This window comes from Leptospira ainazelensis, from assembly GCF_016918785.1.
GTDB lineage: Bacteria > Spirochaetota > Leptospiria > Leptospirales > Leptospiraceae > Leptospira > Leptospira ainazelensis.
In genome coordinates this window covers 65,170-78,477 of sequence record NZ_JAFFPT010000045.1, presented here as the reverse complement: position 1 = coordinate 78,477, position 13,308 = coordinate 65,170, and the positions used below count along the sequence as shown (strand labels likewise).

At 42.4% G+C, this 13,308-nt stretch carries 11 protein-coding genes; 5 read left to right on the top strand and 6 right to left on the bottom strand.

Annotated elements, in window-relative coordinates:
* Positions 1–60: 60 nt before the first annotated feature.
* Together JWG44_RS11545 and JWG44_RS11540 are read right to left on the bottom strand one after the other, a co-directional pair.
* On the bottom strand, positions 61–564 hold the full coding sequence (locus tag JWG44_RS11545; protein WP_205275101.1) for a PaaI family thioesterase: 504 nt from the start codon (positions 562–564) through the stop codon (positions 61–63).
* Positions 551–1,144 carry a TetR/AcrR family transcriptional regulator gene (locus JWG44_RS11540; RefSeq protein WP_205275100.1) on the bottom strand — a complete coding sequence of 198 codons (594 nt, stop codon included), beginning with the start codon at positions 1,142–1,144 and terminating at the stop codon, positions 551–553. Before JWG44_RS11540 ends, JWG44_RS11545 begins: the two co-directional genes overlap by 14 nt.
* A 416-nt stretch (positions 1,145–1,560) precedes the next feature.
* Here JWG44_RS11540 and JWG44_RS11535 point away from each other — a divergent pair, with 416 nt between their 5' ends.
* From JWG44_RS11535 to amt, 3 genes are all read left to right on the top strand, one after another.
* Positions 1,561–3,174 (top strand): 7TM diverse intracellular signaling domain-containing protein, encoded by a 1,614-nt coding sequence (locus JWG44_RS11535; protein WP_205275099.1) that lies wholly within the window; start codon positions 1,561–1,563, stop codon positions 3,172–3,174.
* Positions 3,175–3,176: 2 nt separating this feature from the next.
* Positions 3,177–4,271: an MltA domain-containing protein gene (locus tag JWG44_RS11530; RefSeq protein ID WP_205275098.1), complete on the top strand. Its 1,095-nt coding sequence runs from the start codon at positions 3,177–3,179 to the stop codon at positions 4,269–4,271.
* A 381-nt stretch (positions 4,272–4,652) separates the two neighbouring features.
* Positions 4,653–6,758 (top strand): ammonium transporter, encoded by a 2,106-nt coding sequence (amt, locus tag JWG44_RS11525; protein ID WP_205275097.1) that lies wholly within the window; start codon positions 4,653–4,655, stop codon positions 6,756–6,758.
* Here amt and JWG44_RS11520 read toward each other — a convergent pair.
* A complete protein-coding gene (locus JWG44_RS11520; RefSeq protein WP_205275096.1) occupies positions 6,755–7,786 on the bottom strand; it encodes a cyclic nucleotide-binding domain-containing protein in 1,032 nt (343 codons plus the stop codon). The two genes, amt and JWG44_RS11520, sit on opposite strands and share 4 nt — an antisense overlap.
* A 219-nt stretch (positions 7,787–8,005) precedes the next feature.
* Between JWG44_RS11520 and map the strand changes: the two genes are divergently transcribed.
* Positions 8,006–8,764 (top strand): type I methionyl aminopeptidase, encoded by a 759-nt coding sequence (map, locus tag JWG44_RS11515; protein ID WP_205275095.1) that lies wholly within the window; start codon positions 8,006–8,008, stop codon positions 8,762–8,764.
* A gap of 17 nt (positions 8,765–8,781) precedes the next feature.
* Here the strand turns inward: map and JWG44_RS11510 are convergent, their stop codons facing one another.
* Positions 8,782–9,576, bottom strand: a complete 795-nt coding sequence (locus JWG44_RS11510) for an SDR family NAD(P)-dependent oxidoreductase (RefSeq protein ID WP_205275094.1) — start codon at positions 9,574–9,576, stop codon at positions 8,782–8,784.
* Between the two features lie 208 nt (positions 9,577–9,784).
* Between JWG44_RS11510 and JWG44_RS11505 the strand changes: the two genes are divergently transcribed.
* Positions 9,785–10,243: a hypothetical protein gene (locus JWG44_RS11505; RefSeq protein WP_205275294.1), complete on the top strand. Its 459-nt coding sequence runs from the start codon at positions 9,785–9,787 to the stop codon at positions 10,241–10,243.
* Between the two features lie 29 nt (positions 10,244–10,272).
* Here the strand turns inward: JWG44_RS11505 and JWG44_RS11500 are convergent, their stop codons facing one another.
* Positions 10,273–10,929 carry a CatB-related O-acetyltransferase gene (locus tag JWG44_RS11500; RefSeq protein WP_205275093.1) on the bottom strand — a complete coding sequence of 219 codons (657 nt, stop codon included), beginning with the start codon at positions 10,927–10,929 and terminating at the stop codon, positions 10,273–10,275.
* Positions 10,930–11,192: 263 nt separating this feature from the next.
* Positions 11,193–12,905: an acyl-CoA dehydrogenase family protein gene (locus JWG44_RS11495; RefSeq protein WP_205275092.1), complete on the bottom strand. Its 1,713-nt coding sequence runs from the start codon at positions 12,903–12,905 to the stop codon at positions 11,193–11,195.
* Between the last annotated feature and the right edge of the window lie 403 nt (positions 12,906–13,308).

The following is a 13,308-nucleotide window of genomic DNA, read 5'->3' as shown; positions in this document are numbered from 1 at the left end:
CCCCGATTTAACCGCGACGGCAAAAAAAACGGGGAAAAGATTTTTCGATAAGGAAAAATTCTATTCTTCCTGGCCTTGTCTACCGCTCATTCTTTTTAGCATAGAATCCTGTAAAATCAACATACTCGTAGTGGAAGTCGCGATGAGTTTATTTTTCGGATTACGGACTTCGGCGAGCATAGTCAACATCGCTGGCGACTTCGCGACAACTCTCGCTTCAATTTCGATATATTCGTCTTGAGGTGCGAACGACCGGAAGAATTGAGTCGAAAGATCAGTGGTAACGCAGGGTTTTTTCGCGGTGATATACGAAAGCGGCCCGAACGTGTTGTCTAAAGCCGTACAAAGCATTCCGCCCTGAAACATTCCGATTGGATTCGCAAAACGAGCGTCATACGGAAAACGAACTAAAATTCTTTTCGATTCTATTTCTAAAAATTCTCCCTTCATTTCTTTAAAAGATTTCGGCGGAACCTCGAGGCTAATACCGTATTCTTTTGCCATTTTTTCAGACATTCTATTGAGTTCTTCGCTAACTTTTGAAATCGTATCAGTGGCCGGCATTTTTATGCTCCTTAATTTGAATCATCGATTTGAGACTTTTGATTATTTTAGGGAAGTAATCCTTATCTTTTCGAATCCTTGCAATTTGCATCGCACCTTGGATCGCAGACATAAATAGATCGGCGGTTTCCTTAGAATGTAACGGAAGCACAAAGGATCCGTCCTTAACGCCGTCGTTTAAAGTTTGAATTAGAAAATCGCGATGTTGATTGTGTAAGACCAGAGACTTATCCCTGATCGGTTGTGTAAGAACGTGATATTCGCTTCCTACAACGCCGAAAGGACAGATCTTATCATTCTCTCCGGTATAAGCTTCGTAGAGTTTAAACAATCCGAACAAACGGACTCTCGGAGGTCTTTCCTTAAGATTTTCAGTATATTCTTCAAAATCCTTGAAAAAGATTTCAAGAAGTTCCAAACCCAACTCTTCCTTCGAAGAGTAATGATAGTGAATACTAGACTTCTTAATCCCCAAATCATCAGCTATGTTTTGAAAGCTGAAGGACTGAAATCCAACACTCTGAAAATAATCCCTGGCGAGATTGACTATCTTTTCGCTTGTGTCTCCGGCGGGTTTCATCTTAAAACAAACCTACCTACCAGTAGGTAGATAGTCAAGAGTTTTATACTTAAGGACGATAAAATTTTCGTCCGGCGGAAGCGCCGAATTCGTTGTGGAAATCAGTTTTTTTTTCAGTCTAAAAAAGGGCCGAAGGCTCGACAAATTGAACACTTCGCTTAATCGAAATCGGATTAACGAAAATTATGATTCTTTCGTGTTTTGTGTTAGGTCTTTTCCATTTTGAATTTTGATTTTCAGGAAGGTAGAAAAAGTCGGGGAAATTATTTGGAACTCTTGACTGAAATTCAAGCTCTTGATAATATAAGACCGCTTAGGTTCTCGGCTTAGACGAATGTATAGAAAACGCGGACTAACCTCGGTTTTTAAACGTTTCCAATCTTCTTAGAACTTTAAATAAATACAAATTTATTAGAATGTTCTGCCGTTTAACAAAATCAAAAAACATGATGGAAACTCGTTTAGTTTTCCTTTTTATATTTTTAAGTCTCGTTTCGCCTAACCTTCTTTATTCGAATCCTCAAACTGAAATCTGTGAATTCGGGAAAATCGAGTTTGCCACGGATCCGAATCCTTCCAACTCGGTTCCTACAAAACCCAAAACCGATCTCCCGTATTCGGAACTTAAAAAGCCGTTTATAAAATTCGGATTTGTCAAAGAAGCCGTTTGGGTTCGATTCAACATCAAAGAATATCCCAGATCGAGATGTTTTCTAAGAGTTCCCCAAGTTACTTTGGATGCCGCGGCGGTCTTTTCCAAATCCTCGGTTCAAATTTCCGGAGACCGATTCCCTTACTCGGAAAGAGCCGTCGACGATTACTATCCGGTCTTTCACTTAGAACCTTTGGAGGATAAAAATGCGGAGAATATTTATTATCTCTGGATTCAAACTTCCTCGATTATCAATTTTCCATTAATTTTGGAATCCGGATTGGAATACGAAAAAGGAAGTTATTATAGAAATCTTATCATACTTTTTATGTTGGTTCTTAGTCTTTTTATTTCCTTGCTCACGGTATTCGTTTATCGTCAGACTTTGGATTCGATCTATTTGAATACCGTCGGGTTTCTGATTTTTGTATCTCTCGAGGGTTGGGCCTGTTTTGCAAGCGGATATAAATATCTCTGGCCTATGTTCCCGGAGTTTCAAAATATCACTCCGCCTCTTTTCGCGTTACTCGCTCTTGCATGTTCCGTACATTTTATGTATCAATTTCTTTTACCCTCTTCTCTTCCGAGATTCTTCCAAAGAATGTTATTTGTAGGATCTTTTGCCGTTTTGTTTTTAGCGGTTTATACTTCCTTTCTTCCTTATCGTCCGCTTGCGGTTAGGATATTCGCATGGACTTATATCGTTGCGTGCAGTTTAATCATCGTTAGCACCGTTTTGGTTTTTCGTTCCTTTAAGCCGGCGAGAAAAATCACACTCTGTATGATCCCGATCGTAGGAAGTGTGATGGTTACGTTGCTCTACTACCTCGATGTGTTTCAATACAACGAATATACCGTTCACGCGTATGTTCTTGCACTTCCGACGATTTATATCGTGGTAATGATCAGCTTATCGGATCGAGAAAAGTTCGTAAGAAGAAAAACTCTGAGTCGAGCCTATGATATCCAACAGCTGCAGGAAAAATTAAGAAAACCAGATCGTCTAACGAATCCGGAATCGAAAAACAAAACCCCTTCCCTTCAGTTCAGCATCGATCATTTATTCAAAGTAGAAAGAATTTTTAAGAATCCGGAACTGACCAAGGACGACTTGGCGAGCATTTTAAGAATAACACCTCTTGACCTCGAACAGTTTATTCAAGAATCTTCTAAACTGCAGTCTTTTGAAAGTTATACGAACCAATATCGAGTAGAAGAAGCTAAACATCTTTTAAAAACGAGAAAGGATCTAAAACCTTTGGACATCGCCAGAAGATCGGGTTTTATTTCCGCAAGAGAGATGGAAAAATCCTTTAAATTATTTACCGGGATGACGCCGTCGGAGTACAGGCTGATGCTCTTTCCGGAATCTATTTAAAGATGCGAGTACTTCTCTTTTTCTGCATATTCTTTCTAACAAATTTTACGGGATTTTATGCAAAGGAATTGGAAGAATCCGGATTTATACGCGTAAAAAAAACGCCGACTATCCGCGAAGCCGAGGACTTAGAAAACTTAGAACGCGCCTTTCGAGAATCAAAGTCATACTTTGAAAGATTGCCCGTGGAATGGAAAACGAAGCTCTACAAAAATTCTTACGATAGAAAAGAGTTTTTGACCGCTTTGGAAAAACTAAGAAATATTCTAAAACAAAAAGATTCGGAAAAAAGAAGAATCGAATTTCAAAAATCGTTTTTTCTTCTGGAAACTTCCGATCCCAACAAAGGAAAGATTACCGGATATTACGAAGTTATCATAGAAGGAAGAGAACGAGCTGAAGGAGACTTTGTTCATCCGATCTTACAAACGCCTTCCGACTTAGTCGTAAAAAAACAAAACGCGGAAAGGGTCGTTGGAAAAATTATCGACGGAAAATTCAGCCCTTATGAGAGCAGAACCCAAATGGAAGATCCTTCTTTTTGGAAATCCAAAACCAAACCGATCGTATACGTCAAAATCGTCGACCTCCATCTCGCACAACTGGAAGGTTCCGCAGTCGTTCAAATTCCGAATCGAAATCCATTTCGTATAACGTATTCTTCCGATAACGGACATAGATATATCAGCCCCGCCGAATCGCTGAACGGTGTTTGTCAAAGTTTGATCCCATCGGATCTCAGAGAATGTATTGTCGACCATCCGCAAGAAGTCAAGGCGGCGATCTTAAAAAATCCTCGTTATGTATTCTTTCAAAAAGAATCCTCCGCTCCGAGGGGAAGCGGAGGGATCGAACTCATTCCCAAAAGATCGGTCGCGATGGACCCGAACATCCCGTTAGGTATACCCGCGTTGATTTCTTTTGAGTCTTCCGTCGTCAACGAGGAGAATCGACTCGTTTTCGTTCACGACCGTGGATCGAAGATAACGGGACACGGACGACTGGATTACTTTTTAGGAACCGGAAAAAAGGCGGAAGAACAATCCGGAAGAATTCAAACCGCCGGAAGAATCTTCTTAATTCTGCCGAAGAAGTAGACATTTTATTCAAAGAATCTGCAAATTGTATCAATTACGGTCTTCGCATTAAAAAGTGTATTCAATTTTGATCATAGTCGTTCTCCCTCAAACGGGTGACTATGATTCTCGAAAGAATTCTAATAAATCGTTTTACAACGTTATGATGATCCGTTTCTTATTCCAAGGGAAGAATCATTTTGTTCCATATAAGGATTAATCTTAGAAATGGAAACATAACGGACCGATTATAAAAATAAAAAGACTGTCCCCTAAGTTATCTTTTCGATATTTCAAAACGCTCGATCGAATCAGGTTCGTTTTTATATATCTTAGAGACGACGAACTCGGGAAAAATCTGATGTAGTAGAAATTTGGGATTCAATTTTACAGGAAATATGCATGCATTTAATGTTTATGGGCTCGACTGAAAAATCTCTAACCGACGTTTTGTGGATCTTACTCTGTTCCGGACTTGTCCTTTTGATGCAAGGCGGATTCTTAATTTTAGAATCCGGTCTGACAAGAGCAAAAAATTCCATCAACGTCGCGATCAAAAACATAGCGGACTTCGGAATCGCCACCGTTCTTTTTTGGTTTCTCGGCTTCGGTCTGATGTTCGGTCAGTCTTGGAAAGGAATTTTCGGAACTTCCTGGTTCCTTCCCGTATTTCCTCCGGACGATATATGGAGCCCAGCGTTCTTTCTCTTTCAATTGGTATTCTGCGGAACTGCGGCCACCATAGTTTCAGGCGCCATTGCAGAAAGACTCAAGTTCGTTTCTTATATCATTTCAACTATTCTAATATCGGGTTTTATCTATCCTATCGCGGGACATTGGGTTTGGGCCGGACTCTACCAATCCGAAACACACGGTTGGCTTTCGGTTTTAGGATTTAGGGATTTTGCGGGATCATCCGTAGTTCATAGCGTCGGCGGTTGGGTCGCACTCGCATTTTTGCTCGTAGTCGGTCCAAGAACCGGAAGATTCGTGGATGGGGAACCTCCGCGTAAAGTTACGGGAAGCAATCTCCCCTTAGCAATGTTAGGCGGAATCATTCTTTGGGTTGGATGGTTCGGCTTTAACGGAGGAAGTACTCTTGCCTTTGATAAACACGTTCCAACCGTACTTTTAAATACGGTTCTCGCATCCGGCGCCGCGATGTTTTCGGGTTTGTTCGTAGGTTGGTTTCGAAAAGGTTATCCGGATGCGGTTCTTCCTTTAAACGGATCGTTAGGAGGTCTCGTAGCTATCACGGCCTGTGCAAACGTCGTCAACGCGATGGAAGCCGGATTGATCGGAATTCTTGCGGGAATTCTCGTATCCCCAATCGAAGATACATTAGAAAAATTTAAAATTGACGACGCCGTCGGCGCGGTTCCGGTCCATCTTGGAATGGGAATTTTCGGAACGCTCTGTGTGGGAATTTTCGGAAATCTTCAGATTCTAAATTCCGGTTTAACCCGATGGCAGCAGATCCAAATTCAACTTTTGGGAATCGTTACGATCGGCGCCTTTGTTTTCGGAACTTCCTATCTGTTTTTTTATACGATCAATCGCTTTTTCAAATTGAGAGTCGATCCTGAGGAAGAATACCAAGGATTGAATATTTCAGAACACCGCGCTACTACGGAATTGATCGATCTATTTCTTGTCATGGAACATCAGAAAAAAACGGGTGATCTTAGTTATAATGTTCCTGTAGAACCCTTTACCGAAGTAGGACAAATCGCTGATCGATACAATCAAGTCCTTGGCACCGTTAGAATCACTTTGAACGAAAATGAAAAGGCGAGAAAGGAACTCGCAAAGGCTTATGCCAAAGTCCAAAAGGAGCAGGAAAGGGCTGAAAAACTATTATTAAACGTCCTTCCAAAGTCCATCGCCGATAAACTCAAAAAAGACAGTTCCGTCATTGCTCAAAGTTTTAGCGAAGCGAGCATCCTATTCGCCGACATCGTGGGTTTTACCGAAATCGCCGGAAAGTTTCATCCGGAAAAAGTGGTCCGTATCCTGAACAAGGTATTCTCCGCGTTCGATCTTATGGCCGAAAAATACGGCCTTGAAAAGATCAAAACGATAGGTGACGCCTATATGGTAGTAGGCGGTCTTCCACAACCGAGAAAAGATCATACATTAGCAATCGCTCATATGGCTTGGGAAATGATGGATATGCTCAAACGATTTAGAATTAAGGAAGGCAATATAAAACTTGATATGAGGATCGGGATCAATACCGGACCTGTCGTGGCCGGTGTGATCGGAACCAAAAAGTTTATCTATGATATTTGGGGCGATGCGGTGAACATAGCGAGTAGAATGGAGTCTCACGGTTTGAGCGGCCAAATCCAAGTGACTCATTCTACCGCAAATTTGATTTCGGAAGAATTTGCGATGGAAAAAAGAGAGGACGTAGAGATCAAAGGAAAGGGAAAAATCAATACCTTCATTTTAACGGAGCGCAAAACTCTTCCTTCCGAAGAACTCTTTTTCGGATTTAGACCTTAAGAGTTTTCTTTGTTCCGAGCTCCGGCAGTTTCCGGTTGGGAGTTTGATTCAGGGGACGCGGCCGCGTCTTCGCATACTGCGGTTGAAGCTTGTTCTGCAAGGTGATCGAGCCCTTCCCCGTTCTCGCCTCCGACTTCTTCAGTTTCCGGAACGTGGACAACTCCATTGGAAATACTTGTCTCTCCAATTCTACTCATCTTAAAACAATGATTTAGAATTGTAAAATCGTAAACGATCGTCTTAAACACGTTGAAGAATAATTTTGGATTCAAGGTTAGAACTCGATACAATAAATTTCGATCGATCGAAGTTACCACGGCGGTATCATCCACCGCTTTTACCGCAAATACTCTCGGTTTAGAACCGATGAGCGAAGACAAATCCAATAAATCTCCGGGATGATAGTCTCGAACTTCCGATTCAGAACCGTCCTTGGCCACTTTACAAAGTACTAATTTTCCCTGAAGAACAAACCAAAGTTTTTCGGAAGCCGGCTCGCCGGAGCGAAACAGAAACTTACCGGGTGGAAAATAACTGCTCAGATGTCCGTAAATTCTGCTGATCACTCCAAGATTATGAATTCTACAATTCTCATAATCGTCCGCAAACTCTAAATTGGAAGGATCGATTTTAACAAGATATTCCAATTTTGAAAAGTTCAATTCTTCCCTATAATGTCGACTAGCGGCCGTTAGGAGCATTCGAAACATAAACTTCGGATTTTTTTGAATCATGTTTTCGATAATGCTACTGTCCAAGGAAATCAAACGTACACCGTCCACCGCGGAGATCGCCGAAGCGGTTCTTTTTCCGCCGGTTAGCAAAGCCATTTCTCCGAAAAAATTATTTTCGTTAATGCGACAAATGGCGCGCTCTTTGCCGTCAACGGTTTCGGATAAAACGACGGAACCCTTAGAAATAAAAAACATCTGATTTTTGGAAGGATCTCCCTGACGGAAAATAACCTTACCCTTGTCGTATTCGATCGGCTGAATGTGGTTCAATATGTTAGGTGATTCAGGAGGCATTTGCTTCTATTCTTTTATAATTTAGAATTAAGTGACGAAAGGTTTGGAATGATTCTTAAATGTAGGAAAAAAAAAGGACGAATCCGAATCGGACTAACCCGAAAGAATTACAATTTTTCAAATGATAATCTGCAAAGGATCCCTTTTCCTATGACAGGCACATGAGTAATCCATTGACTTCCAAATTCGAGTAAAAAAAATAGAATCGGAGAAAGTTATATGTCCATTGAAACAGAAAATGACCTGATCGGTCTGAAAAGGATCGGAAAAATCGTTGGACTCGTCCTAAAAGAGATGAAAGCTTTCGCGAAATCGGGCATGTCCACCAAAGAGCTGGACGATTTCGGGCTAAATCTTCTGAAAAGTTACGGAGCCAGATCGGCTCCAGCAATCACATACAATTTCCCCGGCGCTACCTGTATCAGCGTGAATCGTGAAATCGCGCACGGAATTCCTTCGTCCAAAAAGATTTTAAAAGACGGAGATTTGATCAACATCGACGTCTCGGCGGAGTTAGGAGGATACTTCGGCGACAACGGAAGTTCTTTTATCTTAGGACAGGCTCATCCGATTCTAAGCTCCTTGGTGGATTGTTCTCGAACCTCCCTTTATAAAGGAGTTTCACAGGCTAAGGCGGGAAATCGAATCAGCGACATCGGAAGAGCGATTCACGAAGAAGCAAAGTCTTACGGATTTACCGTCATCAAAAATTTAATGGGACATGGAACCGGTGGAAGCCTTCACGAGGCGCCGAAATATATTCCTTGTTATGAAGACAAAAGATATTCTCAAAAATTAAAATCCGGAATGGTCCTCGCAATAGAAACTTTTATTTCGACAAAATCGGAAATTGCGATGGAAACCTCGGACGGATGGACGCTCGTCACGAGGGACGGAAGTTACGTCGCTCAACAGGAACATACAATCGTAGTCACAGACCGGGAACCGATCCTTCTCACTGCGAGCAACGGAGTTTAGAAGAATATTCTAAAATTCTAATTTTCTCTTTTTTTTCCTATGGAGAAAACGATCGATCCGATCCAAGCCGCCATTCTCCGAGGTAAAATGGAAGTCAAAATCTGTTGAATCCGATTGACCCAACCGACCACGATGATCGTTTTTCCGCGGTCCATTCCGGCAAGCGCGGTCGTTACAACCTTTGTCGGAGTCAGCCAAAATAAATCCGGCGATTTAAAACCTTTGGGAAATGCTTTCCCAAAAAAAGGAGTTCGAATCGGCCCCGGAGAAACGGCGTGTACGCTCACTCCGGTTCCTTTGAGTTCGTAACTCAATCCGTCCGTAAAATACAAAACGAAAACCTTACTCGCGGCATAGATCGTAAAATAAGGAACCGGTTGAAACGAAGCGGTAGAGGCTAAGTTAAGAATTCTTCCCTTACCGTTTGTTATCATGATCGGAAGAAGTTTTCGAGTCATAGCGCTTAACGCTTCGACGTTGACCCTAATCGTAGTGAGAAAACTGGATTCCGGTTCATTCGCAAAGTCGCCTATATAACCGAGTCCCGCGTTATTGATCAATAGATCCGGTTTTAATTTCTTTTTCATTAAGTAAGAAACGATTTTTTCACGACCTTCCGAAACTGATAGATCCGCAGGAATCGTATGAACTTCGATCCCGTATTTTTTCTCCAATTCATTTTGGAGACTCTTGAGCGAACCCGAAGATAAATCGGTAAGAACTAAATTACTTCCGTTTGCCGCAAGCTGGTTGCAAAATTCCGTCCCCAAGCCGCCGGACGCGCCCGTTATCAAAGCTAAATCGTATTTCATATTCAATTTCCCTTATTTCTTGAATTTGGAAGAACATCTTCCCCCAATTTACGTTCTACCTTGAGGGATATTCTCCGTAAGAGAAGATCTTCAAAATCCAAGTGGGGACAATTTTACAAAAACGTGAATTATTTTTCGATCCGAATAATAAGAATTAAAATTTAATTTTGGTTTTCGATTTTCCATCGTATCGTTTATGATTTCCAATATGAATCTCAAATTTAGAATTTTTAAAATTACCGCGACGACGGCGATCTTTCTTTCCTTCGGATCTTTACTTGCACACAAGGGAAAGGCAACCTTCGTTTTGGAGGAATTTTCTAAACTTACGGATCGGATCGAACTGGAAAAAGACGGCGAAGTTGTTACGGAAGCATTGGAAATTCTTCTCGAAAAAGGCGGTGAAAAAGAAAAAGATTCCGAAATTTTCAAGAAGGCGCTTCCGATCGTGAGAGAACTGGGGAAAACGAGAGATTCTAAAATCAAACGAGAGTTCTATTCGGAACTCGTAATTCTCTTTCAACAAGTCATCGGGTATCACGATCGATCCGGAGCGGTTCTTTATTACTGTTCCAAGACCGGAAAACAATGGATCACAAATTCGGAGATTGTTAAGAATCCCTTTGATAAAAAGAACAAGTCTTGTATTCAGAAAAAGGGAGAATAGAAATTCTCCCTTAAAAAGAACTTTTTTTGTTAAGCGAAGTCCTCCAGCTTTTCAAAATCGAGAGTTGTAAGAAACCCAAGGGAATTCGTAATTTTCTCGGGACTCCAGCCCCACCATTTTAACTTCAGAAGCGTTTCCGTTTGGTCTTTCGAAAATCGTTCTCGAATAACTGCCGCAGGATTTCCGGCGACGATCGAATACGGAGGAACGTCTCGAGCCACGATGGAATACGCGCCCACGATAACCCCGTCTCCGATTTTTACGCCGGGAAGAATCACCGAATTTGTTCCGATCCAAACGTCGTTTCCAACGATCGTATCTCCTTTGTTAGTAAGATCTTCCATCTTTGGCAGCGAGACTTCCCATCCGTTTCCAAAAATCGCAAACGGGTAAGTGGAGAACGCGTTCATCTTATGATTGGCGCCGTTCATGATAAATTTTACGCCGGTTGCAAGCGCGCAGAACTTTCCGATGATCAGTCGATCTCCACGGAAGTCGTAATGGTAGAGAACATTTTCCGTTTCGAAATTTTCAACTCCATTTGGATCGTCATAATACGTGTAGTCGCCCACTTTGATCGACGGGGATCGGATGAAGTTTTTTAGAAAACCGATCCTCGGATATTGAGGAAAGGGATGAAGAGTCGAAGGGTCCGGTCCGAAAGAATTCGGATTTGATTTTGTCATAGAAAAACCTCCGCTAAATGCGGCTATTCGTGTTGTCTTGTTTGAAATGAAATTAGAATATTCGAGAATCGGAATATTCTATGATTTGAGGCGGAATCAAAAGCTCATAATAAATCCAATTTTTCCAAAATTGAACTTTTGTCAATCATTTAGAACGCAAGAAGAATTGAATTGAACATTTTAGAACCCAAGAAAGATTCTTAGATTTAAGACCGCTCTCGGATTCTTTCTTTTGAACCCGGAAAGCGGTTTTTTATTTTTGTTTAGGCTGGGACGCCGCTGACTTCCTTTAACTTCGCGAGATTTCCTTCTAAAATGGAAAGGGTATCCAAATGATAATCCCGTGCGTGTTTAAGACGTATTTGTTTTCTTTCTTCCGGAATTCTACGACAGGAAAGTTCCAGAAGAATTCCGGCAAGAAGACGAGAACAAGTCATTACTACCTCTTCCGCGTAAGTGTCTTTGTCTTCTCTTCCGGGAAGATCCTTGTAGAGAGAAACTAGCTCCTGAAATCCGTGAAACAATTTATGTACCAGAGACGAATCGAGCTGGTTGACGAGTTCGGTTAGATATTCGCCGAACGTATGAGTAAGACCGGAGGTGATTCCACCGATACTCGCGTTGATCTGTATCTGGGAAGTCCCGTCGTAAATCGTAGTGATTCTTGCATCTCGATAGATTCTCGCGATGTCGTAGTCTTCCGTATAACCTGCTCCACCGTGAACCTGAAGCGCGTCGCTCACGACTTTTAGACAAGACTCGGAACAGTAGAACTTGCTGATCGGCGTAAGAACGTTCGCGATCTTTTCCCAATAACGGACCACGGTATCGTTCTTGGCTTCTTTTTCGGAGGCTCCCTTTTTTTCCAATCGAAGCGCGCGCCAGTAATAACGATCCATCACCCTCGATCCTTCCAAAGTCAGACAACGCATCGCTAACGTTTCTCTTTCCAGGCGATCGATTATTTTTTTGACTGCGGGAATTTCAATCAAGGGTTTTCCGAATTGAATTCTTTCCTTGGAGTATTTTAGAGCCTCGTAATATGCCGCGGTGGCAAGTCCTGTGGATTGTTGTGCGATTCCCATTCTCGCTCCGTTCAACATCCCCATCGTATACTTTATGAGACCGTATCCCTCTTCTCCAATGAGAAGTCCGGGAGAATTCTCAAAAACAACTTCACAAGTCGGAGAACAGTGGAGTCCGAGTTTGTTTTCGATTCCTGCGATTTGAACGTCCGTGCTCTGGACGAGAAAAAAAGAAAGTCCTCGTGCGCCGGAACCTACTTCTCCCGATCGAGCCAATGTAAGAAGAATCGCGGGTGTTTCTCCAAATCCGCAACCATGTGTGATAAAACGTTTGGTTCCGTTCAAGACCCAATTGCCGTTCTGATCCTTTGTGGCTTTGGTACGAAGGTTGGGAAGATCGGATCCGTGATCGGGTTCGGTAAGTCCCATCGCGCAGACAAATTCTCCAGCGGCCAAACGTGGAATCCATTCGTCTTTCATTTCCTTCGAGGCGTGACGTTCCAAAATTTCCGCGAGGTTCACACATCCGATCGCAATGGCGAGTGACGCGTCTACCCGATAAAAAATTTCGGAAATAAATGATTTCACAGTCCAGGGAATTCCGAGTCCTCCGTATTTTCTGGAAAATCCGTAGGCTTGAACCCCGGCGTCGACCACTTTCGCGACCAATTCCAACATCTTCGGAGGAAATTCTACCTTTCCGTCTTTGAATCCCAATCCTTCTCGATCCAATTCTGCGACGTGTGGTGAAAGAATGTTTCCGGCAAGATCGCCCACCGTTTGTAAAACCGTTTTATAATATTCTTTCGCTTCCGAAGGGTTGGTCGGACCTCCGTCTGAAATGTCGGAAAATTCATTTTCGTAATCGAGGATGATTTCGGTCCAGGGAAGAATGTGTTCAAAGTGATCCTGGATATCTTGAGTGTCCGAAAAATAGTTGTTCTGAATCATGGAACCTCCGGGGATTCCACCAGTGTAAGAGATTAGAAAGGCCGAGAAAAGGAAAAATGTGTGAGTTCCTACTTTTGAGGGGTTTTTTCAAGAGTTTCGGATCCGACTGTGGATTTTTGGGTCGGAACTCCGGAGTTTTTCGCCTCTTCCGCGAGAATCGCCCCGCTGAACCAGCCTTTGAAAGTAGGAACTCCCTCTTTTCAAAGGTGTTTTCTCGAAAAATCCGGCTTTTTCCAATGTGAGGTCGGAACTCCGAGCCCAAAAACTCTCGGAGTCGCCTAACGACACAGGTTTCTCGACGTTTGCGGTTCTGGAGCGCGCCAAACACGCGGAAGGATTTTAACGAGGCTTGAGTGAGCCTTAGCGAACGTCCCGCAAACCGAGTGACAAAGCAAATGTGCCG